Genomic DNA, 26,581 nt, shown 5'->3' with positions numbered 1-26,581 from the left:
GACACGAGTGGCGCGGAACGCCGCGCGGACTTCGCGCTCGGCCCTCGGGCGCCGACCTCAGACGTCGACCTCAGGCGCCGACCTCAGGCGCGGGCGGGAGCGTCGAGGTCGATCGCCTCGGCCGCCCTGGCGATCCTGCTGGACAGGCGGCCCGGTCCGGACAGCAGCGGGGTGGCGCGCACGAGAGCGTCGCGCGCGGCGATCCCCAGCCGCGTCCGCGGCGCGAGGAAGGCCATGCCGCTGTCGGCGATGTCCTGGTTGGCCCGCACGAAGGGCCGCATCCGCGCCTCATAGGCGGCCAGAGCGCAGATGTGGTCGTCCTGGCGTCCGAGCTCCTGGGCCAGGACGTAGGCGCCGACCATCGCCAGGCTCGTGCCCTGCCCGGACAGGGGGGAGGGGCAGTACCCGGCGTCGCCCAACACGGTGACCCGGCCCGTGCTCCACCGGTCCATGCGGATCTGGGTGATGGAGTCGAAGTAGAAGTCGGGGGCCTGGTCCATGGCCGCGAGCAGACGGTCGGTGTGTCCGCCGTGCCCGTCGAAGGCCGTGCGCAGTGCCCGCTTCTGTGCGTCGGGGCCGGCGCGGTCGATTCCGTTCTCCATCCGCAGGGACAGGCCGAGCAGCGCCCTGGCGCCTCCGGTCCGGGAGGTGCGGGAGACCCCGGACAGGCGGCCGGGGGTGTTGTACAGGGCGACCTCGCGGGGCGTGCCGAGTTCCTCGGGGACGCCGAAGATGCTGATGTACCCGCCGAGGAAGCGCCGCAGCGGCTCTTCGGGGCCCAGGGCCAGGGCGCGGGTCGACGAGTGCAGCCCGTCGGCGCACACCACGAGGTCGAAGGTGCGCGGCGCGGCGTGCTCGAAGGTGGCCAGGACCCCGTCCGGGCCCTGGTCGAGTCCGGTGACGCGGTCGCCGAAGACGTACTCGGTGTGGTCGCGCGTGGGGTCGACGAGGAGGCGGACCAGGTCGCCGCGCGGCAGTTCCTCGGCGCGGTCCGGGGCGGACAGCGCGTCGGGGGAGAGGACGGCGCGGTCGCGGCCGCGCCGGCCGACGAAGCGGATCCGGTCGACCTCGGTGGCGGCGGCGCGGATGCCGTCGAGCACGCCCATGCGCTCGGCGACGTCCACGGCCGCGCCGCGCACGTCGATGGCGTAGCCGCCGGCGCGGAGCTCGCGGGCGCGTTCGACCACGGTCGCGGCGATGCCGTGGTGGTGGAGCCAGTGGGCGAGCGCCGGTCCGGCGATACCGGCTCCGGCGACGAGGATGTGGCGTACGGCGGCCATGCTCTTCACTTCCGTCCGTGAGAAGGCGTGACCCCACGCTAGATCATCTACTTACCGTCCGGCAAGTAACTTACCGGACGTTTGGTTAGGAGTAGACTGCGGAAACAGATCCACGAGGGACGGGAGTGGCGGGAGTGCCGAGGGCGCAGAGCGACACCAAAGCCGAGATCCGGGCCGTGGCCCTGGAGCTGTTCGCCCGCCAAGGCTTCGACAAGACGAGCCTGAGAGAGATCTCCGAACGCCTGGGCGTGACCAAGGCGGCGCTGTACTACCACTACCCCTCCAAGAACGACCTGCTGCTGGCTCTGCTCGCGCCACTGCACGAGGACATGGACGCGCTCTTCGCCCGCTTCGGCGACGGACCGGTCGAACCGCCCGCCCTGCTCGGCGCCTTCTACGACGTGTGCGTGCGCCACGGCGCGCTGCTGATGGCGGTGCTCACCGATCTGGGCGCCCTGGAGGGGGTCGGACTCGTGGACTCGGTCCTGGAGTGGCGCGACCGCCTGGACACCATGCTCGTGGGGGCCGACGCGCCCACGCCGGCGCGTATGGGCGCCATCATGGCCATCGGCGGGCTCCAGGACGTCGCGGTCGGGTTCGACGCGCGCGAGGCCGCCGCCCACCGTGACCACGCGGTTCGCGCCGCGCTCGCCGCGCTCGCGGTCGGAACGTCCGGTATGGACTAGACCAATTCGACGGGGTGGGCACCCCACGTGGGACCCCAGGGTCGCTAGTCTCTTGGATGGTCCTGGTTCTGCGGACCGAACACCCCTAGAGACGGAGAGACACCGTGGCGTCCATCGAGTCAGTACACGCAAGGGAGATCCTTGACTCCCGCGGTAACCCGACCGTCGAGGTCGAGGTCGTCCTCGACGACGGCATCAGCGCTGTCGCGGGTGTGCCCAGCGGCGCCTCCACCGGCCAGTTCGAGGCCGTCGAGCTGCGTGACGGCGGAGACCGCTACGGAGGCAAGGGCGTGACCAAGGCGGTCACCGCCGTCAACGACGAGATCGCCGACGAGCTGCTCGGGCACCACCCCGACGAGCAGCGGCTCATTGACCGCGCGCTGATCGACCTGGACGGCACGCCGGACAAGTCCCGGATCGGCGCGAACGCCATCCTCGGCGCGTCCCTGGCGGTGGCCAAGGCCGCCGCCCTGGAGGCCGAGCTGCCCCTGTACCGCTACATCGGCGGCCCCAACGCCCACGTGCTGCCCGTCCCGATGATGAACATCCTCAACGGCGGCGCCCACGCGGACAGCAACGTCGACATCCAGGAGTTCATGGTCGCGCCCATCGGCGCCGCCACCTTCTCCGAGGCGCTGCGCTGGGGCACGGAGGTCTACCACTCCCTCAAGGGAGTCCTCAAGGCGCACGGCCTGGGCACCGGCGTCGGTGACGAGGGCGGCTTCGCGCCCAACCTGGACAGCAACCGGGCCGCCCTGGACCTGATCGTCGAGGCGATCGAGAAGGCCGGCTACACCCCGGGCACCGACATCGCGCTCGCCCTGGACGTGGCCGCCTCCGAGCTGTTCTCGGACGGCGTGTACACCTTCGAGGGCAAGACGCGCTCGGCCGAGGACATGGCCGCCTACTACGGCGAGCTGGTCGACGCCTACCCGCTGGTCTCCATCGAGGACCCCCTCGACGAGGAGGACTGGGACGGCTGGAAGAAGCTCACCGAGCAGATCGGTGCCAAGGTCCAGCTGGTCGGCGACGACCTGTTCGTCACCAACCCCGAGCGCCTCAAGCGGGGCATCGACACCGACACCGGCAACTCGCTGCTGGTGAAGGTCAACCAGATCGGCACGCTCACCGAGACGCTGGACGCGGTCAGCCTCGCCCAGCGCAGCGGTTACACCGTCATGATCAGCCACCGTTCCGGCGAGACCGAGGACACGACCATCGCCGACATCGCGGTGGCCGTCAACGCCGGACAGATCAAGACGGGCGCCCCGGCGCGCAGCGAGCGCGTCGCCAAGTACAACCAGCTGCTGCGGATCGAGGAGGAACTCGACGACGCCGCCGTGTACGCGGGCGTGTCGGCCTTCCCGCGCTTCGCCGCGCGCGGCTAGTCTGCCCCAGTGCCCCGCGAATCCAAACAGCCGCCCACAAAGGCCCGGAAGCCGACCAAAGGCGACAGGCCGGGCCGTGCTGCGCGAAAGCGGGGGGCCGCGGACTCGAGGGTGGGTCGCACCTCACGGGTGCGGCCCACCCTCACCAGCCGGGCCGCGATCCTGGCCGTGGTGGTCTGTGTGATCGCGCTGAGCCTGGCCTACCCGCTGCGGGAGTACATCCTGCAGCGCGCCCAGATCGCCGAGCTCCAGGAGGAGCGGGCGCGCATGGAGGCCTCCGTGCGTGAACTGAGCGAGCGCGAGGCGGCGCTGGACGACGACGAGTACGTCGAGCAGGAGGCCCGGACCCGGCTGCACTACCAGTACCCGGACGAGACCGCCTACATCGTCATCCGCCCGGACACCGACGCCGACGCCGAGGCCGAGGCGGCGCCCTCCGAACCGTGGTTCACCGCGCTGTGGCGGTCGGTGGACGAGGCCGACAGCCCCCGCGACGACGCCTTCTGACCACCGCGCGCTTCCACACGATGGTCTGTGCGCAAGCACCTCCACGGGCGTTGGCGAGTGGAGGGTGGGTGGTTCTGCGCCGTAGGCGTCGGTTGAGGGTGGTAGCCGGTCTCTGCGCGGAGCGCCCCGCACCGGCGTTGGCGGGTGACGGGTGGGTGGTTCTGCGCCGTAGGCGTCGGTTGAGGGTGGTAGCCGGTCTCTGCGCGGAGCGCCCTACACCGGCGATGGCGGGTGACGGGTGGGTGGTTCTGCGCCGTAGGCGTCGGTTGAGGGTGGTAGCCGGTCTCTGCGCGGAGCGCCCTACACCGGCGTTGGCGGGTGACGGGTGGGTGGTTCTGCGCCGTAGGCGTCGGTTGAGGGTGGTAGCCGGTCTCTGCGCGGAGCGCCCCACACCGGCGATGGCGGGTGACGGGTGGGCCTATCCTGAGAACGCCATGACTTCCGCAGATCAGCCCGCTCCGGGGCACAACGACGACGCCCCCCGCACCAGCGGCGGGGCCGCCGACGACCAGGTCTCCGACCGCGACGTCGCCGCCATCGAACTCCAGCTGGGACGCACTCCGCGCGGTGTGCGGGGGATCGCCCACCGGTGCCCCTGCGGTCTGCCCGATGTGGTGCGTACCGCTCCCCGTCTGGAAAGCGGTGAGCCCTTCCCGACGTTGTACTACCTGACGTGCCCGCGCGCCGCGTCGGCCATCGGCCGGATGGAGAACGACGGCCGGATGCGTCTGATGCAGGAGCGTCTGGGGGAGGAGCCCGAGCTGCGGGCCGCTTACACCAAGGCGCACGAGTCCTACATCGCCGAGCGGGACGAACAGGCCCGGATCGACGGTGTCGAACCGCTGCCCGAGGGCATGCAGAGCACCGGGGGCATGCCGACCCGGGTCAAGTGCCTGCACGCGCTGGTGGCCCACGAGCTCGCCGCGCCCGGTACCAACCCCTTCGGCGCCGAGGCGCTGGAGGAACTCCCGCACTGGTGGGACAAGGGCCCTTGCGTGTGCGTCGACGAGGACGCCCCCGAGGGCGACGAAGGGAACAGGTCATGAGCGGTGTCGCGGCGATCGACTGCGGAACGAACTCGATCAGGCTGCTGATCGCCGACGTGGTCGGCGTCGACGGCGACGAGGTACAGGTGGTCGACCTCGACCGGCGCATGGAGGTCGTGCGCCTGGGCGAGGGCGTCGACGAGACCGGCTCGTTCGCGCCCCAGGCCCTGGAGCGCACCTTCGACGCGCTGCGCGGCTACGCGGAGGAGATCCGGGCCCACGGCATCGAGCCGGGTCCGGACACGGTGCGCATGGTGGCCACCAGTGCCACGCGCGACGCCGACAACCGGCAGGTGTTCATCGACGGCGTGCGCGAGATCCTCGGCGTCGAGCCCGAGGTGGTCACCGGCCTGGACGAGGCGGAGCTGTCCTTCGTGGGCGCCACCGCCGAGTTCGAGGCCGAGGCGGCCGAGGGCGGCGACGGCGGCTTCACCCCGCCGTTCCTCGTGGTGGACATCGGCGGCGGCTCCACCGAGTTCGTCCTGGGCGGCTCCGGTGAGGACGACGAGCTGGTCCGCGCCTCCCTGTCGGTCGACGTGGGCTGTGTGCGGATGACGGAGCGCCACCTGCGGGACGACCCGCCCACCGCCGAGCAGATCGCGGCGGCCACGGCGGACATCGAGGCCGCTCTCGACAAGGTCGAGCAGGTCGTGCCGCTGCGCGAGGCCGGCTCGGTGGTGTGCGTCGCGGGGACCGCGACCACGGTCGCCGGGATCGCCCTGGACCTGCCCGCGTACGACCCCGAGCGCATCCACCACACCGAGGTGGGCGTCGGCGACCTGACCCGGATCACCGAGGAGCTGCTCAAGTCCACCTCGGCGGAGCGGGCGGAGATCGGTGTCATGCACCCGGGCCGGGTGGACGTGATCGCCGCCGGAGCGCTGGTGCTCTCCCGCGTGCTGGCGCGCACCGGCGCCGACCGCTTCACCGCCAGTGAGCACGACATCCTCGACGGTGTCGCCTGGAGCCTCATCGTGGAGTGAAGCGCCCCGACGGGCGACCGTGTGACCAGGGGCGATGCCCCTTGCCACGCGGCCCCGGGGTGAGACGCGTCACCGCCCGATACCCTTGTGAAAGCTTTCACAACCCCTCTGACCTGCGGATATGTCGTGCGGGTTACGGGGAAAGTGGTGCGAAGGTGATCAGATGTGAACCTTCACTGCGCGGAGGGCTTGTGAAAGAATGCACAAGCAGGCGCCGCAGAGTCGCGGTCACCCACCGCGGCTCAGACGGGACCCCGGCTGGACGACGGCAGGGCGACCGCAGACCAAGAACAGACGCCGTTGCCCCGGGAGGGGCGGCGGAGAACCCCAAGGGCGGATATGCGATGACCGAGAGCAGGAACTACCGGCTGGTGCACGGCGGCGGGGACGACGCGGAGATCCCGCACATCCTCATCGTCGGCGGTGGGTACCTCGGGATGTACACCGCGAGGCGACTGGAGAAGAAGCTCGGGGCCGGCGAGGCGCGGATCACCGTCATCGACCCGAACTCCTACATGACCTACCAGCCGTTCCTGCCCGAGACCGCGTCCGGCAACATCTCGCCGCGACACGTCGTCGTTCCGCTGCGCGAGGTCCTCGACCGGGTGCGCGTGCTGGGCGGCCGGGTCGTCCGTATCGACCACGCCGACCGCACCGTCCGCTACGAGCCCAACGTCGGTGAGCCGGAGACGCTCCACTACGACCACATCGTGCTCGCGGCCGGCGCCGTCTCGCGTACCCTGCCCATCCCCGGTCTGGCCGAGAACGGCATCGGCATCAAGACCGTGGAGGAGGCCGCCTACCTCCGCAACCACGTGCTGAACCAGCTCGCCATCGCCGACTCCACCGACGACGAGGCCGTGCGCGACAAGGCGCTCAACTTCGTGTTCGTCGGCGGCGGGTTCGCCGGCGCCGAGGCCATCGCCGAGCTGGAGGACCTGGTCCGCGACGCGGTCCGGATGTACGGCTCGATCGGGCTCGAGGACGTGCAGTTCTACCTCATCGAGGCCGCGGACAAGATCCTGCCCGAGGTCGGCCCCGAGGTCGGCACCAAGGCGCTGAACCAGCTGCGCCGGCGCGGCATCGACGTGCGGCTCAAGACCTTCCTCGAGTCGGCCGTGGACCAGCGCATCAAGCTCAGCGACGGCGCCGAGTTCGACGCGGGCACCCTGGTGTGGACCGCGGGCGTCAAGCCCAGCCCGGTCGTCTCCGCCAGCGACCTGCCCCTCGGTCCCAAGGGCCACATCGACACCAGCGAGTTCCTCACCGTCAACGGTGTCGAGAACGCCTTCGCCGGTGGCGACAACGCCCAGGTGCCCGACGGCAACGGCGGCTACTACCCGCCCAACGCCCAGAACGCGGTCCGGCAGGCCCCCGTGCTCGCCGACAACGTGATCGCGACCCTGCGCAACGGTCGGCTCAAGGCCTACCGCCACAAGAACCTCGGCGCGGTCGCCGGGCTCGGCCTGCACAAGGGCGCCGCCCAGCTCTTCGGCAAGATCAAGCTGAACGGCCGTCTGGCCTGGTACGCGCACCGCGCCTACCACCTCTTCGCGGTCCCGACCTTCAACCGCAAGATGCGCGTCCTGTCGGACTGGACGCTCGCCTTCTTCCTGCGCCGCGACTTCGCCGCGCTGCCGGAGATGGTCGAGCCCCGCCAGGCCTTCGCCGAGGCCAGCCGGCCCCAGGTGGAGGACGGACAGCTCCGTCGGGTCAGCTGATCCGCGGCGGCCCGCCGCACATGCGAGAAACGACCGGTTTCCTCAGGAAGCCGGTCGTTTCGTGTCCCCATCCGGCCAAGCCGATCCAAAGTGGGCAATCGGCCCGGCCGGTATGATGGGCACGCCCTCGTAGCCCAATGGAAGAGGCAGGCCCCCTAAAAGGGTCACAAGTGTCGGTTCGAGTCCGACCGGGGGTACTCGCGTTTCGGGTCGCCGCTCGTTCCCCACCCCGTGGGGTCAGCGGTCGGGGAGCTGTTGTTCCATGAGGAGCTGGAGCTGGGTGAACAGCCGTTCGCCCGGATCGCCCATGTCGATCCCGCTGACGGCGGCGGCGCGGCGCACCCGGTAGCGCAGGGTGTTGGGGTGGATGTGCAGCCGCTCGGCGGCGGCGCGGGCGTCACCGAAGGCCTCCAGGTAGGCCAGCAGCGAGTGGACCAGGTCGGCGCCCCCGGCGCGGTCGTGCTCGATGAGCCGGCTCACCCGGGGATCGCGCAGCGACGGGTCCGCCCGCAGCTGGGCCAGGGTCTCGCTGATGAGCACCCGCGAGCGCACGTCGGAGATCGTGGCGACGTCCCGGTCCAGGTCGCGGCTCATCGCGTCCAGCACCCGGTCGGCCTCGGCGCGGGAATCGGGCACCTCCGCCAGGCTCTCCACCCGCGAACCCACGGCCGCCTGCACCTCCAGCCCGAGCGCGGCGCGTGCGGCGGTCACCGTCTTGCGGGTCAGCGCCAGCACCGACTGCTCCACCCCGCGCCAGCCCTCACGGGAACGGGCCAGGTCGGGCAGCAGGACGTAGACGCGCCCCTGGAGCTCGGTGACCAGGGCGCTGCGCCGATAGGCCGCGGTGTGCACGGACACCAGGTCGATGAGCTGGCGGCGGCGCAGCTCCCGCTCGGGCCGGTCCGGGCGGTCCTCGACGTCGCCCTCGGCGAGCAGGAAGGCGACGACCAGCGCGCCCCGGTCGGCGTGCACCTCCACCGTGTCGGCCAGGGCGCTGGCGTCGATGCGCCCCTCCAGCAGGCTCGACAGCAGGTCCTCGCGCAGGCGCAGGCCCGCGCTGGCCTGGGTGCGCTGCCGGATCATCTGCAGGGCGGTCGTGCGGGCGGCGCCGAGCAGGGCCTCCTCGGCGTGCTCGGACAGCGGTTCGGAGCCCTCCTGCACCCAGATCGCGCCCAGCGGCTGCCGGCCGGCGTGGATCCCCACCGCCAGCCGGCGGCGGATGCCCAGCTCGGGGTGCTCGTCGATCCGTACGACCTCCTCGCCGGAGCGGAGCTTGGCGAAGACCCCCCAGTCGCGCAGCAGCGCCAGGTAGGGCTCGGGTCCCTGACGGCCCAGCACGGACAGGCGGCGCAGCTCGTCCACCTCCGCACCCGAGGAGTAGGCCAGGACCCGGCTGGCCGAGTCCTCGATCGCCACCAGGCCGCGGGTGATCTGGGCGATGGTCTGCGCCATGGAGAACAGGTCGCCGCCGGACTCGCCGACGTCGGCCGTGACGTTGAGCCGCGCGTCGTCGACGATGCTCTGGCAGACCGACTGCAACTGGTCCCAGCGCACCTCGGGCCGCACCGCCAGCAGGGCGATGCCCGCCTCCTGCGCCTCGGTCCGCAGGGTGCGCATCTCGTCGACGGCTCCCGAGCGGGGCGAGCGTCCGGCCCGGGGCCCCGTGGCGGATCCGGTGCCGTAGGCGTCGGACGCGGACCCGTGGCCCCGGCCCTCCGCGAAGCGGCCCAGCGGTGAGGGCGGGCGGCGGGTGGGAGGCGGAAGCACCTCCTCGGGCGGGGCGTGCGAACTGGTCTTGACCGCGACGGCCGTGGCCCCCTGTTCGGCCAGGACCCGGATCAGCCGCCGTGCCGCCGTGCCGCGCACCCCGATCAGCAGCACCAGGTCCCCGGCCCGCGCCTCCGAGCGGTCCTCCGGGTCCACGATGACGACGTTGTCCACCTGGACATCAAGACCGTGCGGTGCCGCGGCCACGTCGACGACCGGGTCGCCGAGGGCGAGCAGCAGCCGTCGCAGCGGCAGACCCGGGTTGTCCTCGCCTTCTGGCTCCGGGTGACCAGGAAGGATGTCGGGTCCGACGCCGGACGTGTGTGACGGGTCGGGCTGCGGTCGACGCGGGCTCGGTCGTGGGGCATCAGTACTCATATAGGTCCCATTTTGTCCTAGCGAACAAATAAGGGGGGCAAAGAGTGGCCTGCCCCACAAGGTTCGCACGGCCTTGTTCTGAGAGCGTTGAGTCAGCCCAACCCTGCTTCATTCAGGGACATTCTTTTCAGGGAGGTGCCCATGGACGCCGTGACCAACGTCCCGCAGCCGAAGAACGAGCCCGTTCTGAGCTACGCGCCCGGCAGCGCCGAGCGCGCCGAGCTCGTCGCCAAGCTCGAGGAACTCGGCAGCCAGAGCATCGACCTGCCCATGCGCATCAACGGCGAGAGCCGGATGGGCGGCGGCGAGCGCATCGACGTCGTCCAGCCGCACCGCCACGCCGCCGTCCTGGGCACCATGGCCAACGCCACCCACGACGACGCCCGCGACGCGATCGCCGCGGCCAAGGCCGCCGCCCCGGCCTGGCGCGCGATGTCCTTCGACGACCGCGCCGCCATCATCCTGCGCGCCGCCGAACTCCTGGCGGGCCCCTGGCGCGCCACGATCAACGCCGCCACCATGCTCGGCCAGTCCAAGACGGTGCAGCAGGCGGAGATCGACGCGGCCTGTGAGCTCATCGACTTCTGGCGCTTCAACGTCTCCTACGCCCGCACGCTCATCGAGCAGCAGCCGCTGAGCGTGCCCGGCGTGTGGAACCGCATGGAGCAGCGGCCGCTGGAGGGCTTCGTCTACGCGATCACGCCCTTCAACTTCACCGCCATCGCGGGCAACCTGCCCACCGCTCCGGCGCTCATGGGCAACGTGGTCGTGTGGAAGCCGTCCCCGACCCAGCAGTTCGCCGCCGAGCTGACCATGCGCCTCCTGGAGGAGGCGGGCATGCCCGCGGGCGTCATCAACATGGTGACCGGTGACGGCCTGGCCGTCTCCGACGTCGCGCTCAACGACCCGGACCTGGCCGGTGTGCACTTCACCGGTTCCACCCGCACCTTCCAGCACCTGTGGAAGAGCGTCGGCGAGAACATCTCCAACTACCGCAGCTACCCGCGGATCGTCGGCGAGACCGGCGGCAAGGACTTCATCGTCGCCCACAAGTCGGCCGACCCGGAGATCCTGCGCACCGCGATCGTCCGCGGCGCCTTCGAGTACCAGGGCCAGAAGTGCTCGGCCGCCTCGCGCGCCTTCGTCGCCCGCTCGGTGTGGGAGAAGATGCGCGAGGACCTGGTCGCCGAGACCGAGGCCATCAAGATGGGCGACGTCACCGACCTGTCGAACTTCGTCGGCGCCGTCATCGACCGCCGCTCCTTCGACAAGCTCGCCAAGGTCCTGGAGGACGCCAAGTCCGACCCGACCCTGTCGATCATCGCCGGCGGCACCGCCGACGACTCGGTGGGCTACTTCGTGCGCCCGACGATCATCGAGGGCACCGACCCCACGCACGACGTGTTCCGCACGGAGTACTTCGGTCCGGTCGTCGCCGTCCACGTCTACGAGGACGAGAAGTTCGACGAGGTCCTGGAGATCGTCGACCAGGGCTCGGCCTACGCCCTGACCGGCGCGATCCTGGCCAACGACCGCGCCGCGGTGGCCAAGGCGACCGAGGCCCTGCGCTTCACCGCCGGCAACTTCTACATCAACGACCGGCCGACCGGCTCCATCGTGGGCCAGCAGCCGTTCGGCGGCGGCCGCGCCTCCGGCACCAACGACAAGGCCGGTTCCGCGCAGAACCTGTCGCGTTGGGCGAGCCCGCGCGCCATCAAGGAGACCTTCGTCGCGCCGACGAACTCCTCCTACCCGCACATGGGGTAGGTCCACGGTCCGCGCCCCCTCAGGTCACTGAGGGGGCGCACCACATCACCCCCCGAGGAATCCACCGGTGCGACCGGGCAGATCCCCGGCCCCACTTCATCGTCCGCGCTGACCGACCGGTTCGCGCACGTCTTCTTCGAGGTCTCCATGCTTCGCAAGCCACTGCTGCTCGCGGCCCGGTCCGCGACCTGCCGCAAAATCGTCGAGCGCACGCCCCTGACCCGTGGGCTGGTCCACCGGTTCGTGGCGGGTTCCACCCTCGACGAGGCCCTGCCCGCCGTCGCGAACCTGGCGCAGGACCGCCACATCACCCTGGACTTCCTCGGCGAGGACACCACCGACCTGGCGCAGGCCACGGCGACGGTGACCGCCTACCAGGACCTGCTGGCCGCGCTGGGCGAGGCCGGGCTGGGGGACCGGGCCGAGGTGTCGGTGAAACTCTCGGCGGTGGGGCAGTTCCTCAACGCCGACGGTGAGAAGATCGCCCTCGACAACGCGCGCCGCATCGCCGAGGCCGCCGCGGCCATCGGCACCACGGTGACCCTCGACATGGAGGACCACACCACCACCGACTCCACGCTGGGCATCCTGCGCGAGCTGCGCGAGGACTTCCCGTTCGTGGGTGCGGTGCTCCAGGCCTACCTGCACCGCACGGAGGCCGACTGCCGCGACCTCAGCGGAGCGGGCTCGCGCGTGCGCCTGTGCAAGGGCGCCTACGACGAGCCCTCCTCCGTCGCCTTCCGCGACAAGGCGGAGGTCGACAAGGCGTACGTGCGGGCTCTGCGCGTGCTCATGGAGGGCGACGGCTACCCGATGGTGGCGTCCCACGACCCGCGCATGGTGGCGATCGCCGGTGAGCTCGCGGCCGCCAACGGCCGGACCGCCGAGGACTACGAGTACCAGATGCTCTACGGGATCCGGGACGCCGAGCAGGTCCGCCTGGCCGCGGAGGGCAAGCGCATGCGCGTCTACGTGCCCTACGGCGACGAGTGGTACGGCTACTACATGCGCCGTCTGGCCGAGCGCCCGGCGAACATGCTGTTCCTGGCCCGTTCGCTGGTGACCCGCAACTGACGCCGTGTCCCGCGGGGGCGGGCACGGGGTGGGCTCCGTCCACGGCGCCGTCCGATCGCCGCCCACGGGTCTTCGCCCGGGCCGGGGTTCCCCGGCCCGGGCGGCCGTGTCCCAACGGTGACCCTGCGCCCGGAACCGCGGAGTGGGGCCGTACGTTACCTTGTGGGCAGCAAACCACGCGTGAAAGGCCATTACGAGACATGCGGATGCGGAGTTCCAACCCCGTCCTCAAGCGGGCTCTTCAGCAGTCCGGCCGAGCCGGTCAGGGCTACGGCCAGCCGGGTTACGGTCAGCAGGGCTATGCGCAGCAGGGGTACGGACAGCCGTACCCGCAGCCGGGCCACCCCCAGCAGGGCTATGGCCAGCCGGGATACGGCCAGCCCTATCCCCAGCAGGGCTACCCGGCCGCTCCGGCGCAGGGGGCCGGCGCGGGGCGCATGACCATCGACGACGTCGTCATGCGTACGGGCATGACGCTCGGCGTGGTCGTCCTGCTCGCCGTGATCAACTACTTCCTGTTCACCGCGAACAACGGCGCCAACGCCGGACTCGCGCTGATGCTCACGATCGTGGGCGCGCTCGGCGGCCTGGTCCTCGGTCTGGTCATCGCGTTCAAGCAGAGCACCAACCCGGGGCTGATCCTCACCTATGCGGGCCTCGAGGGCCTGCTCGTCGGCGGTATCTCGGCCCTTCTGGCGACCCAGCTGGAGATGAGCACCGGTCAGGCCGGCGCGGGCGGCTCGCTCGTGACCCAGGCGGTCATCGGTACCGTCGCGGTCTTCGGTGTGATGCTCGCGCTGTACAAGTTCCGCATCATCAAGGTGACGGACGGCTTCGTCAAGGCCGTCGGCTTCGCGGTGCTCGGCGCGGCCGCGCTGATGCTGGTCAACTTCGTGGCCAGCTTCTTCATCGCCGGCGGTATCGGCCTGCGCGAGCCCAGCCTCCTGGGCCTGGGCATCGGCCTGGTCTTCGTCGTCATCGCGGCGCTGACCCTGGCCATCGAGTTCCGCGGGATCGAGGAGGGCGTGCAGGCGGGCATCCCCGACAAGTTCGCCTGGCAGTTCGCCTTCGGCCTGACGGTCTCGCTGGTCTGGCTCTACATCGAGATCCTGCGCCTGCTCTGGATCATCAAGACGCTGTTCGCCGACTAGCACGTGCGGCGCGGGCCCGCGTGAGTGCGGGCCGATACGCCAAGGGCCACCCCCGGGAGACGATCCCGGGGGTGGCCCTTCGTCTGTACGGGTGCGGTGGCGTTCGGTTCGCGCTCAGGGCCCCTCGGGACGCGGAGCGGGGATGGATCGGTTCCTGCGGCGGCGGTCGTGCTCTGTGACGATGGCCTGCGCGTACCACTGGGGCAGGCCGTACTCGTCGGCGAGCCAGGTGGACCGTTCCGAGCAGCGGACCAGTCCCGGCCCCTTGTCGAGAGCGTTGAACCACTCGTGGAGTCCTCGGCCGGTGACGGTCGGGATGCGTTCGATGAGCTTTGCGTGGATCTCCGGCGAGTGGGTAACCGACATAGGCACCTCCGGCAGTGCGTTGGCGAATGGCACTTATCTGTGACCCTGCATCAGGATCACGGATTGGACAAGCCCCGGCCACCAGCTTTTACCTTGGCGGTAGGAGTTCGTTGGCTCGGACGGTGTAGGGCGGCGGTTCGGGACACGCACGCGCGGGTTCGGTATGTCGCGTGACGGACCGTGTGAAACCGGGGCGCGGGTGAGGTTCGGCGCGGTCACGGACACGGCCTCACTTCAGGTCGTGGACACGGCGCGGGGCCCGGCGCGCGAGGGCGGATTCAAGGGGTCCTCGCAACACCTCGTTGATCAAACGAGTGTAGCCAGACGCTCGGCTGGGGTTTCCCAGCCGAGCGTCTTGCGTGGACGCTCGTTCAGTTCCTGAGCGACATGCTCCAGATCCAGCCGGCCATGAACGGACAGGTCCGTGCCCTTGGGGAAGTACTGGCGCAGCAGCCCGTTGGTGTTCTCATTCGATCCGCGCTGCCAGGGGGAGGCGGGATCGCAGAAGAACACCGGCACCCCCGTGGCCACGCTGAACGCCTTGTGGCCGGCCATCTCGCTGCCCTGGTCCCAGGTCAGCGACCCCCGCAGATGATCAGGCAGCGCGGTGATCAGTTCGCTCAGCACACCCCCGACCGCCTCGGCGGTGTGCTCGCCGGGCACGTGCCCCAGCATCACGTACCGGGTGGAGCGCTCGACCAGGGTGATGATCGCGGACTTGTTGTGCGCACCCGTGATCAGATCGCCCTCCCAGTGCCCCGGCACGGCACGGTCCTCGACCTCGGCGGGGCGCTCGCTGATCATCACCATCGGATCGGTGAACCGGCTCCGCCTGTGCTCGGGTGAGCGGTGCGGCGTGCGTCGGAGCCGGCCGGTGCGCAACGCCGCGGAGACCTCGCGTTTGAGCCCGCCGCGGGACTGGACGTAGAGCGCCTGGTAGATCGTCTCGTGGCTCACACGCATGTCCTCCTCGCCGGGAAAGTCCTCAACGAGCCGGTTGCTGATCTGCTCCGGCGACCACCGCTTCCGCAGTCCCTGGGCGACATAGTCCCGCAGGCGGCCCGGGGCAGCGAGTTTGGCGGGTTTGGGACGCACCCGTTGGGCGCTCGCCCGACGCTGGGCGGTATAGGCACCGTAGGACCCATCGGCGTTGCGGTGGTGGTCGAGTTCGCGTTTGATCGTGGAGGCCGGGCGCCCCAGGTCGCGGCCGATCGCCCGCCGGCTCCACCCCGCTCGGTCCAGATCCGCGATCCGCTCCCGGTCTGCGAGGGTCAGAAAACGCGGGTGGACCTGCTTTTGGAGTGTGTCCAGCGCTGCTGGAGGACTGGTCATGGACTCTATGGTGGTCTGTCCGGTGGAGTAGTTCACACGGCGGCCATCAGGGTAGAACCTGGAGTTGCGGGACTTGCGTACCCCGTGGTCCCAGTCCCGGGCGGTGCGTTCGTTGATCCCGGCTCGTCGTGCGGCTTCTGGGCGGGGCACGGCGCTGTTGCGCAGGCGTTCGTACTCCTGGCGTGCCGGGTGCGGTCGTTGCTGGCGTTGGGAGCGCAGCCCGGCTTTCCTGGCCCAGGAGAACGCGGTGTTGCGGTTCACCCCGAGGCGGCGTGCGACCTCGGTGACGCTACCGATCTCGGCCATCTGCTCGAGGAACTGTGTTCGCAGACGAGCCAGTTCCTTCTTCGAAAACGACACGGTGGCCGCAACCTCCCCAAAGTCAGGGTGTTGCGACCACCGCTAGAACCCAAGGAGTGCGCGCCGGGCCCCGGAGGATGCCGTACCGTGTCCGACGAGCGGACGCGGCCTAGCTCAGCCGCTCGAAGACGGCCGCCATGCCCTGGCCGCCGCCGACGCACATGGTCTCCAGGCCGTAGGTCTTGTCGTGGAACCGCAGGCCGTTCAGGAGCGTGCCGGTGATGCGCGCGCCCGTGCTGCCGAACGGGTGGCCGATGGCGATGGCGCCGCCGTTGACGTTGAGCCGGCCGTCGACGTCGATGCCGAGCTGGTCGGCGGAGGGCAGCACCTGGGCGGCGAAGGCCTCGTTGATCTCGACCAGGTCGATGTCGCCGATGGCCATGTTCGCGCGGGCCAGGGCCTGCTTGGAGGCCTCGACCGGGCCCAGGCCCATGATCTCGGGGTTCAGACCGGTGACGCCGGTGGAGACGATGCGGGCCAGCGGGGTCAGGCCGAGCTGGGCGGCCTTGGTGTCGCTCATGATGACGAGCGCGGAGGCGCCGTCGTTGAGCGGGCAGGCGTTGCCCGCGGTGACCGTGCCGTCGGGGCGGAACACCGGCTTGAGCTCGGAGACCTTCTCGTAGGTGGTGCCGCGGCGGATGCCGTCGTCGGTGCTGACCACGGTGCCGTCCGGGAGGGTCACCGGAGTGATCTCCCGCTCCCAGAAGCCGTTGTCCAGGGACTTCTCGGCGAGGTTCTGGGACCGGACCGCGAACTCGTCCTGGCGCTGACGCGAGACGCCGGTGATCTGGGCGACGTTCTCCGCCGTCTGGCCCATGGCGATGTAGGCGTCGGGCAGGGCGCCGTTCCCGCGCGGGTCGGTCCAGGTCTCGGCGTTGCCCTCGGCACGCTTGACCGTGCGGGCCTTGGCGTCGTCGAAGATCGGGTTCTCGTTGTCCGGCATGTCGCTGGTGCCGTTGGCGAGACGGCTGACCATCTCCACGCCGGCGGACACGAACACGTCGCCCTCGCCCGCCTTGATGGCGTGGTAGGCCATCCGGGTGGTCTGGAGCGAGGAGGAGCAGTACCGGGTGATGGTCGTGCCGGGCACGGTGTCCAGGCCGAGCTGGACGGCGACGATGCGGGCCATGTTGAAGCCCTGCTCACCGCCGGGCAGACCACAGCCGAGCATGAGGTCGTCGATCTGCTTGGGGTCGAGCTCGGGCACCTTGGCCAGAGCGGCGCCGATGATCTGCGCGGTGAGGTCGTCCGGGCGCAGGTCCTTGAGCGAGCCCTTGAAGGCGCGGCCGATCGGGGAGCGGGCTGTGGCGACGATGACTGCTTCGGGCATGGTCTTGGTCCCTGTCGGTGTGGAGTGCGGCCGCGCCGGGCGGACGTGCGGCCTCGTACGTCGGTGCGCGCCCTGGCCGTCTCGAACGCCTGGTAGATCGCGTGATCGGCCACGGCACGTCTTGTTACTGCCCAGTTAACCTGTTCGCCCGCCTTCGTCGCCACCCGGGGGCTGCCTTCGCGTGTCGGTACGGTGGTTTCCCGGATGGCGGGCGGCGTCGGTCGGCGCGGCGACTCCGGCGCTCGCGCTCGCCTGCGTCCCGTCCCCCCGCTCGCCCGGAGGCGCGGTGTTCCGCGGCGCGGGGTCCTGGTCGTCCGCCGGGGCCGGCGCCCGACGGTCCACCCCCGCGGGGTCGTGTTCGCGCCCGCGGAAGGGCAGGCGCACGAGGGCTGTCCAGCGGGAGCGGCCGCCGGCGCGGGTCCGTTCGGCGGGCGCGACCTCCGTGCCCGGTGTCTCGGCGGCGATGACCGCGGCCTGGTCCACGGGCAGAGGGCGCGAGGTGCGCTCGGCCTCGTCCAGCTCCGGCAGTAGCCCGAGCGCGGCGCAGGCCGAGGGCAGGACGGCCGAGGCCGCCTGGGCGTAGCCGCGGGCGGAGGGATGGAAGCGGTCCGGCCCGAACATGGTGGCGGGGTCGGTCCGGAAGTCGTCGGAGAGCAGGTCGCTCAGGGAGACCGTGCGCCCGCCCGCCTCGGTGACCGCGATCGTCTGGGCCGCGGCGAGCTGGCGTGAGGCGCGGCGCGCCACCGAGCGCAGCGGCCAGCCGATCGGGCGGACCGTGCCCAGGTCGGGGCAGGTCGCCACCACGACCGCGGTGCCGTGCCCGACCAGCGCGGCGGTCGCCTCGCGCAGCTGGGCGACGGCGTCGTTGGGCCGCACCCGGCGGATGACGTCGTTGGCGCCGATGAAGATCACGGCCACGTCGTAGCGGGAGGCGGGGTCCAGGGCGCCGGCGTGCGCGATCTGCGCGGTGAGGTTGGCCGAGGTCGCGCCGGGGGAGGCGGTGCAGCGCAGCCGCACCCTCCGGTCGGCCGCGGCGGCCAGGCCGCAGGCCAGCAGCACGCCCGGTGTCTGGGCGGCCTCGGCAACGGCGAAGCCCGCGGCGGTGGAGTCGCCGGCCATCAGCATGCGCAACGGGGCGCCGGGGCCGTCGCCGTAGACCCCGTTGACCTTCGGCCGCTGCCACGCGGTGACCCCGATCATGCGTTTGGCGAGCCTGACCTGCAGGTACAACAGCGCCAGGGTCCCGCCGCCGACCAGGGTGATCCCGCCCCCGCCGAACGCGGTGGCCGCGGCAATACGCCGTGCGCGAGCGGCTCGCAGCATCGGACAACCTCCGAGGGTCGGACCCGCCTGCTCTCGGCGAGCCGGTTGCAAGCGAGGTTACCGGCGGGAAACCCCGGGGTCACGTACCTGCGCGGCACACCACCGGGTCCGTCGAGTGAGCAAAATCCAACGGCTCGGAGCAGGCGGTGACGTGTCGGCGAGGGCTGGAGCCGGAGGCTCTCGGTTGAGGGTGGTAGCGCCCGTCGCTTCGCGTAGCGATCTCCCGGGTGCGATGGCGGGTGACGGGTGGGAGGGCTGGAGCCGGGGGCTCTCGGTTGAGGGTGGGAAGCTTCCTCGCACGGGTTCGGGAAGCTTCCCGGAAGCGCCAGGTGGTGGCGTTAGAGTCAGGGATGGGCCGGACCGGCCCATGGCCCCGGGCGCCGCCGGGGCGTGCAAGAGGCGGGCCGAGGACCCGGTCGCCACGACGTTGAGGAGCCACCATGCGGGTACACGATTCACTGATCGATCTGGTCGGGGACACCCCGCTTGTCCGTTTGAAGAAGGTCACGGAGGGGCTGGCACCGACGATCCTGGCCAAGGTCGAGTACTTCAACCCCGGAGGCTCGGTCAAGGACCGCATCGCCCTGCGCATGGTCGAGGCCGCGGAGAAGAGCGGCAAGCTCAAGCCCGGCGGCACGATCGTCGAGCCCACCTCCGGCAACACCGGGATCGGGCTGGCGATGATCGCGCAGGAGAAGGGCTACCGCTGCGTCTTCATCTGCCCGGACAAGGTGGGCACGGACAAGCTCTCGGTGCTGCGGGCCTACGGGGCCGAGGTCGTGGTGTGCCCGACCACGGTCGCCCCCGACCACCCCGAGTCCTACTACTCGGTCTCGGACCGGCTGGCCGCGGAGATCCCCGGCGCCTGGAAGCCCAACCAGTACGAGAACGTGAACAACCCGGAGTCGCACTACCACTCCACCGGCCCCGAGATCTGGGAGCAGACCGAGGGCCGGATCACGCACTTCGTGGCGGGGATCGGGACCGGCGGCACCATCAGCGGCGCCGGCCGCTACCTCAAGGAGGCCTCCAAGGGCGCCGTGCGCGTGATCGGCGCCGACCCCGAGGGTTCGGTGTACTCGGGCGGGTCGGGTCGCCCGTACCTGGTCGAGGGCGTGGGCGAGGACATCTGGCCGGGCACCTATGACACCTCCGTGTGCGACGACATCGTGGCGGTCAGCGACAAGGACTCCTTCCTGATGACCCGGCGCCTGGCGCGCGAGGAGGCCCTGCTGGTGGGCGGCTCCTGCGGACTGGCGGTGGAGGCGGCGCTGAAGGTGGCCCAGGACGCGGGGCCCGACGACGTCGTCGTCGTCCTGCTGCCCGACGGCGGCCGCGGCTACCTCGGCAAGATCTTCAACGACGAGTGGATGGCGGACTACGGGTTCCTGTCCACCGTGACGGAGGAGGCCACGGCCGGCCAGGTGCTGGCGGAGAAGGGCGGCGAGATGCCCGACTTCGTGCACTCCCACCCGGACGAGACGGTCGGCACCGCCGTGGCGATCATGCGCGAGTACGGCGTCTCGCAGCTTCCGGTGATGAAGGAGGAGCCGCCGGTCATGGCGGCCGAGGTGGTCGGCTCGGTGGCCGAGCGCGACGTGCTGGACGCGCTCTTCGACGGCCGCGCCGAGCTGGACGACCTGGTGGAGACGCACATGGGCCCGCCGCTGTCCACGGTCGGCACCGGGACGCCGGTCAGCGACTGCGCGCGCCTGCTGCGCACCTCCGGTGCCCTGGTGGTGCTGCGCGACGGGCGCCCGGTGGGAATCCTCACCCGTCAGGACCTGCTCGCGCACCTGTCCGGGTAGCCGCACGTGTGCGCGGGGCCGGGGCACGGCCCCGGTCCCGCGCTCCGGACCTTCGGCCGGCCAGGGTGCTCCTGCCTGCGCGAACCCCGGGGGCGGTGCGGACAGACCGCGCGGGACCACGCATACTCGGACACTGCTAATGTTCGCGACAGTATTACTGGCAGGTAATAAATGGGAGCACGCGTGTCGCGGCTGTTGTCCTGGATCATCCGCTCCGTCTGGTCGTTCGCCCGGAGCAACGCCGAAATCCGTGCGGACTCCAAGGCGTCCCGGCGGTTCGCGCGCTTCGGCGTCGGGTCGGCGATCGCCTTTCCCACGGCCACCCTGTACGGCGAACCGTGGATCGAGATCGGCGTGCACACCGTGCTCGGCGCGGACATGACGCTCGCCGCCGGGATGGGCCCCGACTACGACCTGGGCGAGGGGACGGTCGTGCGGATCGGCTCCGGCTGCGCGATCGGCCGGGGGTCCCACATCGTCGCGCACAAGTCGGTGGACATCGGCGACCACGTCTACACGGGGCCGTACGTGTACATCACCGACCAGAACCACTCCTACACCAACACCGAGATCCCCGTCGGCCTGCAGTGGCCCGTGGACGACCCCGTCAGCATCGGTGACGGCACCTGGATCGGCGCGAACGCGGTGATCCTGCCGGGCGTGCACCTGGGGCGCAACTGCGTCGTCGCGGCCGGCACCGTGGTGCGGCCCGGCCGGTACCCCGACCACAGCGTCGTCGCGGGCGTGCCCGGCAAGGTCGTGCGCGAGTACGACCCGGAGCTCGGCTGGGAGCCGCCGATGCGCGGCACCGGGACGCCCACCCGGGTCCCCACTCCGGTCACCGGACCGACGCCCGACCTGCCCGTCGAACCGCCCGAGCCGGGATCGGCCACGCGCTTCCCGCCCGCCTGACGGGTCCCGGGCGAGCACGCCCGGCGGTCCGCCGCGCGTGCCCGTGGGGTGCGCGGTGACACGGGCCCTGCCGTTGGCGGCGGCCCGCGCGCAGGGGGTGGTGGGTGTGGATATGAACGCCGACCATCTGGCCGCCTACCGGCTCGACCCGCACGGCAACCCGGTCGGGAACCCCGAACGGTTCTCCTTCGACCTGACCGGCGCCGCTGCGCACCGCGACGCCCAGGTCCGCCACGCCCTCACCAGGCTGCTGCACTGGACCCAGCGCACCGGCGCGGCGGCGATCGCCATCGAGGACCTGGACTTCACGGCCGAGAAGACCCGGGAGAAACACGGCCGCAGGAAACGCTTCCGGCAGCTCATCATCCGGTATGCCCACCGCCAGGCTCCGGGCCCGGATCGTGTCGATGGCCGCCGAACTCGGAATCGCGATCGTGGCCGTCGATCCGGCCTATACCTCGATGTGGGGCGCCCGGCACTGGGCCGAGCCTCTGACCAGCAGTAAGCGTACGATGACTCGCCATGACGCCGCTGCGGTGGCCATTGGCAGGCGCGCCCTGGGACACCCGATTCGGCGTCGGACCCCGCCGCCCCGTACCCACCGGAGCGATGGGTACGGGCCTCGGACCGTCCAGACCGAACCCGGTGCTGTGGGGTGTGAGGGACCCCGCCGCCCTGCCACGGAGCGCGCACACGATGCGCGTGCCCGGGCAGGGAAGGAGAGAACGCGGGGAACCAGCGCGTCCACCACCGTTCGGGACGCGCGCAGTGACAGGAGATGGGTTCAAGACCCACTCCTGAACACTGAATAGGAACGGTTCCCGTGGTCGTTGCGAACTAGGGTGGCGACATGACGTTTGACGGGTTTGAAACGCTGGCCATCCACGCGGGCCAGGAACCGGACACCGGCACCGGGGCCGTCGTGGTACCGATCTACCAGACGAGCACCTACGCGCAGGACGGCGTGGGCGGGCTGCGCCAGGGCTATGAGTACTCGCGCACCGGCAACCCCACGCGCGCCGCGCTGGAGGAGTGCCTGGCCGCCCTGGAAGCGGGCACGCGCGGTCTGGCCTTCGCCTCCGGCATGGCCGCCGAGGACACGCTGCTGCGCACGGTCCTGTCGCCGGGCGACCACATCATCATCCCCGGTGACGCCTACGGGGGCACCTTCCGCCTGGTCTCCAAGGTGGTCGAGCGCTGGGGCGTGACCTGGGACGCGGTCGACCAGAGCGATCCCGAGGCCGTGCGGGCGGCGCTGCGCCCCCAGACCAAGGTGGTGTGGACCGAGACGCCCACCAACCCGCTGCTCAACATCACCGACATCGAGGCGGTCGCGGCGATCGCCCACGACGCCGGCGCGCTGTACGTGGTGGACAACACCTTCGCCTCGCCCTACCTCCAGCAGCCGCTGACCCTGGGCGCGGACGTGGTCGTGCACTCCACCACCAAGTACCTGGGCGGGCACTCCGACGTGGTCGGGGGCGCGCTGGTCGTGTCCGACGCCGAACTCGGGGAGCGGCTGGCCTTCCACCAGAACACCATGGGGGCCGTTCCGGGGCCCTTCGACTCCTGGCTGACCCTGCGCGGGGTCAAGACCCTGGGCGTGCGGATGGACCGGCACAGTGCCAACGCCGAGAAGGTCGTCGCCGCGCTGGAGAGCCATGCGGCGGTACGGAGGGTGTACTACCCCGGCCTGGACGGGCATCCGGGGCACAAGGTCGCCGAACGGCAGATGCGTGCCTTCGGGGGGATGGTCTCGTTCGCTCTGCGCGACGGGGAGAAGGCGGCCCTGGCGCTGTGCGAGCGAACCGAGGTCTTCACGCTGGGGGAGTCCCTGGGCGGGGTGGAGTCCCTGATCGAGCATCCCGGGCGGATGACGCACGCGTCCACCGCGGGTTCCGCGTTGGAGGTCCCGGCCGATCTGGTGCGGATCTCCGTCGGCATCGAGTCGGGTGACGACCTGGTGGCGGACCTGCTGGGGGCGTTGGAGAGCTGACCGCGGCCCCGAAGGGTCGAACCGGCCGGTGTGCCCGCACGGTCCTGCCGTGAGGGTGCGCCGGCCACGCTGCCGGGCCCTTCACGGCGTGTCCTACGTGGTGCGGGGGCTCTCGCGGGGGGTCAGACCGCGGAGGGAGTGCGCTCGCGGAGCACGGCCCGCGCGGGGGCCGGGTCGGGCGAGCGGTCGCGGCGCTCGGTGGCGCCGTTGGTGAAGCGCAGACCGACGACGAGGCTGCCGGTGCGGGAGAGGGCACTGTTGTCGTCCTCCTCGCGGAGGGAGCGGTAGCGCCCGCGGTTGTCCTGGCGGCGGATGCCGATGGAGATGGCGAGGAAGAAGCCCGCGGCCAGCCCCAGGAGCACGAGTCCGATGAAGGCGATGAAGACGGGGATCATAGGGGTCACCTTTGGGTCGAGGGTGGTCAGTTCGTCGTCCGCCCCCTGCTGGTGCGAGGGGGCCCGGTCTGTCGTGTCACGTGGTGCGTTCCGTCGGTGGTGGGCGGAAATCGGTCGGATCGGGCTGTGCTGTGGTTCTTTCCCGGGGAGGTGTCCGCTGGGCGGCTCTGCCGTGTACTCAGTGTGGCCTTCACCTAAGATGGGCCTATGAGAACCGGATGGACCTGTTTTGCTGGTGTACCGCTCACCTTGTTGGTACAAGTTGACCTGATCCACTGATACCCCCCAGAGGGCTGACTTATGCGGGCAGAAAGTAGATATCGACAGATCGCTCGGATCCTGCGACGGGAGATCCAGGAGGGAAGCCTGCCGCTGGGCGGTCAGCTGCCGTCGGAGAAGCAGCTGGAAGAGCGCTTCGACGCGTCCCGCAACACGATCAGGCTCGCACTGGGCATGCTGCGCAACCAGGGCCTCATCCTCAGCAGGCCGGGCCGCGGCCACTTCGTCCAGGACGTGGTGCCGGAGATCTTCTACGCCACCCGGACCAAGGGCGGGCCCGACGGTCTCAACGAATCGGCGCTGTCCGGGCAGACGCTGGAGGAGCTCCAGCTCCTGAGCGCCACGGCGGACATCGCCAGCCGGCTGCGCGTCCCCGAGGGGGACATGACCGTTGTGCGCCGCATGTACCGGTTCTCCGGAGAGCAGTCCGGCTCCATCAGTTCGGCGTACTACCCCATGGAACTGGTGCAGGGCACGCCGCTCATGCTGCCCGAGGACGTCGAGAGCGCCCTGGTGGTGCTGCTCGAACACGGGCACCGGCAGGTCGGCTACGTCGACGAGCTCCAGACCCGTATGCCCACGCCACAGGAGACGTCACAGCTCGAACTCCCCCCGGGAGTACCGGTTCTGGACGTCCATCGCACCGACTACTCCGAGGAACGCCCGATCCGACTGGTGCACACTGTGTATGCCGGGCACAGCATCCGGTACCAGTTCGAGCACGGCAACCTCAAGGCCTACCACCGGGACTGAGCCAGCACATGAGCACGTCGAGGAAGACCGTGGTCGCCGACCATCTGCGCGAGGCGCTGTCGCGGGGTGAATACCAGCCGGGCGACCGCCTGCCGGGCGAGGAGGAGCTCGCCGAGCGCTTCGACGTCTCCCGTGCCACCGCGCGGCTCGGTATGCGCATCCTCCAGGACGAGGGCCGCATCACCATCCAGGCGGGGCGGGGCGCCTTCGCCGCCGACCACCAGCCCATCATCCACCTCGCCACGCCGATCTCCGGCGGCAGCGACTCCGAGCGGTTCGAGGCCGGCTACCAGCCGCACCTGCGCGAGGCCGGCTACTACCAGGTCGACGAGAAGATCAAGGTCAGCCTGGACACCATGCGCCCGAAGGTGGCCAAGCGGCTGCGCTTCGAGGACGACGAGAACGGCCCCTACGGCGGGCTCGTGGTCATCCGTTCCTGCGACCGTTTCGTCGAGGGCGGGCTCTGGCAGTCCCAGGTCACCTACTTCCCCTTCAGCATCGCCAACGGCACCGCGCTCATGCATCCCGAACGCCTGGACGAGGGCGTCAGCGCGGTGCTGCGCGAGCTCGGGTACCGCGAGGACTGGAACTGGGACATCGTGGGCGCGCGGATGCCGTCCCAGGACGAGGCCGACTCCTTCGGGCTCGGCCCCGGGATCCCGCTGCTCGTGCAGGAGCGGGTGGCGCACGAGGGCGAGCGCCCGCTGCGGTTCACCGAGACGATCATGCCCGCCAACCGGCACCAGCTGCTGTACTCGGGCGGCGACGCCCCCGAGGAACTGCTGCTGATGGCCTCGGACGTCAACATCTTCGAGCGCTGAGCCGGGTCAGCGCCGCCGGTAGCGGTCCAGGACCACCGGGCCGAGCAGGTCGGCGTCGGCGTCCACGACCCGCACGCCCCGGCGGCGCTCGACCAGGGCCCGGAAGGCGCGCAGCCGGGGGTCGTCGGCCAACAGGACGAAGGTGACCTCGGCCCCCTCGCGCAGGACGGCGTCGAGCTCGGCCAGGGTCGCCTCGACCGTGCGCGGAGCCGGGGGCCAGGCGAACCGCGCCCGCCCGTCCTCGGACAGGTGGGCGGTGGGCTCGCCGTCGGTGACCACCAGGACCCGGGGCAGGAGACCGCGGTGCCGTCGCACGTGAGCCCGTGCCAGGCGCAGGGCGTGGTGCAGGTTGGTGCCGGGCGCCTCGCTCCGGTCGTGCGCGACCAGCGCGGCGGGGGTGAGCTCGACCGCGCGCTCGCCGAAGCCCACCACCTGCACCCGGTCCTGGGGATGGCGCGTGCGGACCAGGGCGAGCAGCGCCAGCGCCGTCCGGGCGGCGGCCTCGTGCAGCGAGCGCGTCACCATCGAGTGGGACAGGTCGATGAGCAGGCAGACCGCCGCGGCGGACTCCGGCTCGGTCTCGGCGACCCGCAGGTCCTCGGGGAGCAGGGGCGGGCCGGCGGAGCGGGCTCGGCGCAGGGCCGCTTCTCGCGCCGTCGCGGAGGCGTCCAGCGGGCGGTCCTCCTCCGCCTCGTAGGGCAGGAACGCGCCGGTCATCTCGCCCGTGGTCCCACCGGGGCCGGAGGGGCCCGCGTGGCCGCCGGGGCGCGCGCCGCGGCCCCGCTCGACGTCGCGCAGCGCGGCCTCGCCCAGTCGGCGCAGTTCGCGGGGGCTGAGACCGTGGTCGGCCGCGTCGAGCCGGGTCCGGGCCGCCGCGCCCTCGGGGCCCAGCAGCCGCCGCAGCTCGGAGGGGTCGGTCTCCGCCAGCGCCGCGCGCTCGCCCGACCCGTAGCGGGACAGGGCGTCCGCCAGCGCGTCCAGTGCCTCGCGGTCGGCGTCGGAGTCCGGATCGGCCGCCGCCACCAGGGCGAGGAGCTCGTCGACGGCCCTCAGCTCCGCGTCGGTCGGCGGGTCGGGCTCGGCCAGCGGGTCGGGCCCGCCGGTGTAGGCCCGGTATCGGTGTCTCATCCCCACCCGTCTCCCACCATCGCCCGGGGT

Annotated in this window: 23 protein-coding genes, 1 tRNA gene and 1 pseudogene; 16 read left to right on the top strand and 9 right to left on the bottom strand. The window is 71.2% G+C overall.

Annotated elements, in window-relative coordinates; all coding sequences use genetic code 11:
- Positions 1 to 83: 83 nt before the first annotated feature.
- Positions 84 to 1,280 (bottom strand): FAD-dependent monooxygenase, encoded by a 1,197-nt coding sequence (locus DFP74_RS33010; RefSeq protein WP_121187913.1) that lies wholly within the window; start codon positions 1,278 to 1,280, stop codon positions 84 to 86.
- A gap of 134 nt (positions 1,281 to 1,414) precedes the next feature.
- Here DFP74_RS33010 and DFP74_RS33005 point away from each other — a divergent pair, with 134 nt between their 5' ends.
- The 7 genes from DFP74_RS33005 to DFP74_RS32975 all read left to right on the top strand — a co-directional run bounded on the left by DFP74_RS33005 (position 1,415) and on the right by DFP74_RS32975 (position 7,808).
- On the top strand, positions 1,415 to 1,966 hold the full coding sequence (locus DFP74_RS33005) for a TetR/AcrR family transcriptional regulator (protein ID WP_121188672.1): 552 nt from the start codon (positions 1,415 to 1,417) through the stop codon (positions 1,964 to 1,966).
- Positions 1,967 to 2,070: 104 nt separating this feature from the next.
- Positions 2,071 to 3,354, top strand: a complete 1,284-nt coding sequence (gene eno, locus DFP74_RS33000; protein ID WP_121187912.1) for a phosphopyruvate hydratase — start codon at positions 2,071 to 2,073, stop codon at positions 3,352 to 3,354.
- Between the two features lie 111 nt (positions 3,355 to 3,465).
- Positions 3,466 to 3,861, top strand: a complete 396-nt coding sequence (locus DFP74_RS32995) for a septum formation initiator family protein (RefSeq protein WP_233571269.1) — start codon at positions 3,466 to 3,468, stop codon at positions 3,859 to 3,861.
- A gap of 434 nt (positions 3,862 to 4,295) precedes the next feature.
- The gene (locus DFP74_RS32990) at positions 4,296 to 4,907 is read left to right on the top strand and encodes a DUF501 domain-containing protein (RefSeq protein WP_121188671.1); all 612 of its coding nucleotides are present in this window, start codon (positions 4,296 to 4,298) and stop codon (positions 4,905 to 4,907) included.
- Entirely contained in the window at positions 4,904 to 5,890 is a 987-nt protein-coding gene (locus DFP74_RS32985) for a Ppx/GppA phosphatase family protein (RefSeq protein WP_121187910.1), read from the top strand. The genes DFP74_RS32990 and DFP74_RS32985 overlap by 4 nt, the downstream gene beginning before the upstream one ends.
- 344 nt (positions 5,891 to 6,234) lie before the next feature.
- Entirely contained in the window at positions 6,235 to 7,611 is a 1,377-nt protein-coding gene (locus DFP74_RS32980; protein WP_121187909.1) for an NAD(P)/FAD-dependent oxidoreductase, read from the top strand.
- Between the two features lie 123 nt (positions 7,612 to 7,734).
- Positions 7,735 to 7,808, top strand: a tRNA-Leu gene (locus DFP74_RS32975).
- A 40-nt stretch (positions 7,809 to 7,848) separates the two neighbouring features.
- Here DFP74_RS32975 and DFP74_RS32970 read toward each other — a convergent pair.
- Complete coding sequence (locus DFP74_RS32970; protein WP_121187908.1) at positions 7,849 to 9,756, bottom strand: helix-turn-helix domain-containing protein; 1,908 nt, start codon at positions 9,754 to 9,756, stop codon at positions 7,849 to 7,851.
- A 141-nt stretch (positions 9,757 to 9,897) separates the two neighbouring features.
- Between DFP74_RS32970 and pruA the strand changes: the two genes are divergently transcribed.
- The 3 genes from pruA (at position 9,898) to DFP74_RS32955 (ending at position 13,748) form a co-directional block, all read left to right on the top strand.
- A complete protein-coding gene (gene pruA / locus DFP74_RS32965) occupies positions 9,898 to 11,523 on the top strand; it encodes an L-glutamate gamma-semialdehyde dehydrogenase (protein WP_121187907.1) in 1,626 nt (541 codons plus the stop codon).
- Positions 11,524 to 11,670: 147 nt separating this feature from the next.
- Positions 11,671 to 12,597, top strand: a complete 927-nt coding sequence (locus DFP74_RS32960; protein WP_121187906.1) for a proline dehydrogenase family protein — start codon at positions 11,671 to 11,673, stop codon at positions 12,595 to 12,597.
- Positions 12,598 to 12,797: 200 nt separating this feature from the next.
- On the top strand, positions 12,798 to 13,748 hold the full coding sequence (locus DFP74_RS32955) for a Bax inhibitor-1/YccA family protein (protein ID WP_121187905.1): 951 nt from the start codon (positions 12,798 to 12,800) through the stop codon (positions 13,746 to 13,748).
- A gap of 114 nt (positions 13,749 to 13,862) precedes the next feature.
- On the opposite strand, the gene DFP74_RS32950 is transcribed toward DFP74_RS32955, so the two are convergent.
- From DFP74_RS32950 to DFP74_RS32935, 5 genes and pseudogenes are all read right to left on the bottom strand, one after another.
- Positions 13,863 to 14,114 (bottom strand): DUF4287 domain-containing protein, encoded by a 252-nt coding sequence (locus DFP74_RS32950; protein ID WP_121187904.1) that lies wholly within the window; start codon positions 14,112 to 14,114, stop codon positions 13,863 to 13,865.
- Positions 14,115 to 14,420: 306 nt separating this feature from the next.
- The gene (locus tag DFP74_RS32945; protein WP_121187956.1) at positions 14,421 to 15,596 is read right to left on the bottom strand and encodes an IS30 family transposase; all 1,176 of its coding nucleotides are present in this window, start codon (positions 15,594 to 15,596) and stop codon (positions 14,421 to 14,423) included.
- 66 nt (positions 15,597 to 15,662) lie between these two features.
- Positions 15,663 to 15,752, bottom strand: a pseudogene (locus DFP74_RS34840) (hypothetical protein); the annotation flags it as partial.
- Positions 15,753 to 15,915: 163 nt separating this feature from the next.
- The gene (locus DFP74_RS32940; RefSeq protein WP_121187903.1) at positions 15,916 to 17,136 is read right to left on the bottom strand and encodes an acetyl-CoA C-acetyltransferase; all 1,221 of its coding nucleotides are present in this window, start codon (positions 17,134 to 17,136) and stop codon (positions 15,916 to 15,918) included.
- A gap of 135 nt (positions 17,137 to 17,271) precedes the next feature.
- Positions 17,272 to 18,459, bottom strand: coding sequence for an SGNH/GDSL hydrolase family protein (locus DFP74_RS32935; RefSeq protein ID WP_121187902.1), 1,188 nt, complete (start codon positions 18,457 to 18,459; stop codon positions 17,272 to 17,274).
- Between the two features lie 440 nt (positions 18,460 to 18,899).
- On the opposite strand from DFP74_RS32935, the gene DFP74_RS32930 reads away from it, so the two are divergent.
- The 4 genes from DFP74_RS32930 (at position 18,900) to DFP74_RS32915 (ending at position 23,175) form a co-directional block, all read left to right on the top strand.
- Complete coding sequence (locus tag DFP74_RS32930) at positions 18,900 to 20,267, top strand: cystathionine beta-synthase (protein ID WP_121187901.1); 1,368 nt, start codon at positions 18,900 to 18,902, stop codon at positions 20,265 to 20,267.
- A gap of 171 nt (positions 20,268 to 20,438) precedes the next feature.
- On the top strand, positions 20,439 to 21,179 hold the full coding sequence (locus DFP74_RS32925) for an acyltransferase (RefSeq protein WP_121187900.1): 741 nt from the start codon (positions 20,439 to 20,441) through the stop codon (positions 21,177 to 21,179).
- Between the two features lie 112 nt (positions 21,180 to 21,291).
- Positions 21,292 to 21,684 carry a hypothetical protein gene (locus DFP74_RS34110; protein ID WP_199725845.1) on the top strand — a complete coding sequence of 131 codons (393 nt, stop codon included), beginning with the start codon at positions 21,292 to 21,294 and terminating at the stop codon, positions 21,682 to 21,684.
- A gap of 345 nt (positions 21,685 to 22,029) precedes the next feature.
- Complete coding sequence (locus DFP74_RS32915) at positions 22,030 to 23,175, top strand: cystathionine gamma-synthase (protein WP_121187899.1); 1,146 nt, start codon at positions 22,030 to 22,032, stop codon at positions 23,173 to 23,175.
- Positions 23,176 to 23,297: 122 nt separating this feature from the next.
- Here DFP74_RS32915 and DFP74_RS32910 read toward each other — a convergent pair whose 3' ends face one another.
- Positions 23,298 to 23,570, bottom strand: a complete 273-nt coding sequence (locus DFP74_RS32910) for a hypothetical protein (RefSeq protein ID WP_121187898.1) — start codon at positions 23,568 to 23,570, stop codon at positions 23,298 to 23,300.
- Between the two features lie 300 nt (positions 23,571 to 23,870).
- On the opposite strand from DFP74_RS32910, the gene DFP74_RS32905 reads away from it, so the two are divergent.
- Both DFP74_RS32905 and DFP74_RS32900 read left to right on the top strand, forming a co-directional pair.
- Positions 23,871 to 24,602, top strand: a complete 732-nt coding sequence (locus tag DFP74_RS32905; protein ID WP_121187897.1) for a GntR family transcriptional regulator — start codon at positions 23,871 to 23,873, stop codon at positions 24,600 to 24,602.
- 8 nt (positions 24,603 to 24,610) lie between these two features.
- A complete protein-coding gene (locus DFP74_RS32900) occupies positions 24,611 to 25,423 on the top strand; it encodes a GntR family transcriptional regulator (RefSeq protein ID WP_121187896.1) in 813 nt (270 codons plus the stop codon).
- Positions 25,424 to 25,429: 6 nt separating this feature from the next.
- On the opposite strand, the gene DFP74_RS32895 is transcribed toward DFP74_RS32900, so the two are convergent.
- Complete coding sequence (locus tag DFP74_RS32895) at positions 25,430 to 26,551, bottom strand: VWA domain-containing protein (RefSeq protein WP_121187895.1); 1,122 nt, start codon at positions 26,549 to 26,551, stop codon at positions 25,430 to 25,432.
- Positions 26,552 to 26,581: the final 30 nt, after the last annotated feature.

The organism is Nocardiopsis sp. Huas11 (assembly GCF_003634495.1).
In the GTDB taxonomy this organism is placed as follows: domain Bacteria; phylum Actinomycetota; class Actinomycetes; order Streptosporangiales; family Streptosporangiaceae; genus Nocardiopsis.
The sequence above is the reverse complement of the archived record's forward strand: the minus strand, read 5'-3'. Positions and strand labels throughout refer to the sequence as shown.

Excerpts from the sequence above, each read along its gene's own strand:
- DFP74_RS32925 (WP_121187900.1), top strand. The coding sequence starts at position 20,439 with ATGGGAGCACGCGTGTCGCGGCTGTTGTCCTGGATCATCCGCTCCGTC.
- DFP74_RS32960 (WP_121187906.1), top strand. The coding sequence starts at position 11,671 with ATGCTTCGCAAGCCACTGCTGCTCGCGGCCCGGTCCGCGACCTGCCGC.
- DFP74_RS32930 (WP_121187901.1), top strand. The coding sequence starts at position 18,900 with ATGCGGGTACACGATTCACTGATCGATCTGGTCGGGGACACCCCGCTT.
- DFP74_RS32895 (WP_121187895.1), bottom strand. The coding sequence starts at position 26,551 with ATGAGACACCGATACCGGGCCTACACCGGCGGGCCCGACCCGCTGGCC.
- DFP74_RS32985 (WP_121187910.1), top strand. The coding sequence starts at position 4,904 with ATGAGCGGTGTCGCGGCGATCGACTGCGGAACGAACTCGATCAGGCTG.
- DFP74_RS32950 (WP_121187904.1), bottom strand. The coding sequence starts at position 14,114 with ATGTCGGTTACCCACTCGCCGGAGATCCACGCAAAGCTCATCGAACGC.
- DFP74_RS32970 (WP_121187908.1), bottom strand. The coding sequence starts at position 9,756 with ATGAGTACTGATGCCCCACGACCGAGCCCGCGTCGACCGCAGCCCGAC.
- DFP74_RS32915 (WP_121187899.1), top strand. The coding sequence starts at position 22,030 with ATGACGTTTGACGGGTTTGAAACGCTGGCCATCCACGCGGGCCAGGAA.
- DFP74_RS33010 (WP_121187913.1), bottom strand. The coding sequence starts at position 1,280 with ATGGCCGCCGTACGCCACATCCTCGTCGCCGGAGCCGGTATCGCCGGA.
- DFP74_RS32910 (WP_121187898.1), bottom strand. The coding sequence starts at position 23,570 with ATGATCCCCGTCTTCATCGCCTTCATCGGACTCGTGCTCCTGGGGCTG.
- DFP74_RS32940 (WP_121187903.1), bottom strand. The coding sequence starts at position 17,136 with ATGCCCGAAGCAGTCATCGTCGCCACAGCCCGCTCCCCGATCGGCCGC.
- DFP74_RS32955 (WP_121187905.1), top strand. The coding sequence starts at position 12,798 with ATGCGGATGCGGAGTTCCAACCCCGTCCTCAAGCGGGCTCTTCAGCAG.
- DFP74_RS32980 (WP_121187909.1), top strand. The coding sequence starts at position 6,235 with ATGACCGAGAGCAGGAACTACCGGCTGGTGCACGGCGGCGGGGACGAC.
- DFP74_RS34110 (WP_199725845.1), top strand. The coding sequence starts at position 21,292 with ATGAACGCCGACCATCTGGCCGCCTACCGGCTCGACCCGCACGGCAAC.
- DFP74_RS32905 (WP_121187897.1), top strand. The coding sequence starts at position 23,871 with ATGCGGGCAGAAAGTAGATATCGACAGATCGCTCGGATCCTGCGACGG.
- DFP74_RS32900 (WP_121187896.1), top strand. The coding sequence starts at position 24,611 with ATGAGCACGTCGAGGAAGACCGTGGTCGCCGACCATCTGCGCGAGGCG.
- DFP74_RS32935 (WP_121187902.1), bottom strand. The coding sequence starts at position 18,459 with ATGCTGCGAGCCGCTCGCGCACGGCGTATTGCCGCGGCCACCGCGTTC.
- DFP74_RS32990 (WP_121188671.1), top strand. The coding sequence starts at position 4,296 with ATGACTTCCGCAGATCAGCCCGCTCCGGGGCACAACGACGACGCCCCC.
- pruA (WP_121187907.1), top strand. The coding sequence starts at position 9,898 with ATGGACGCCGTGACCAACGTCCCGCAGCCGAAGAACGAGCCCGTTCTG.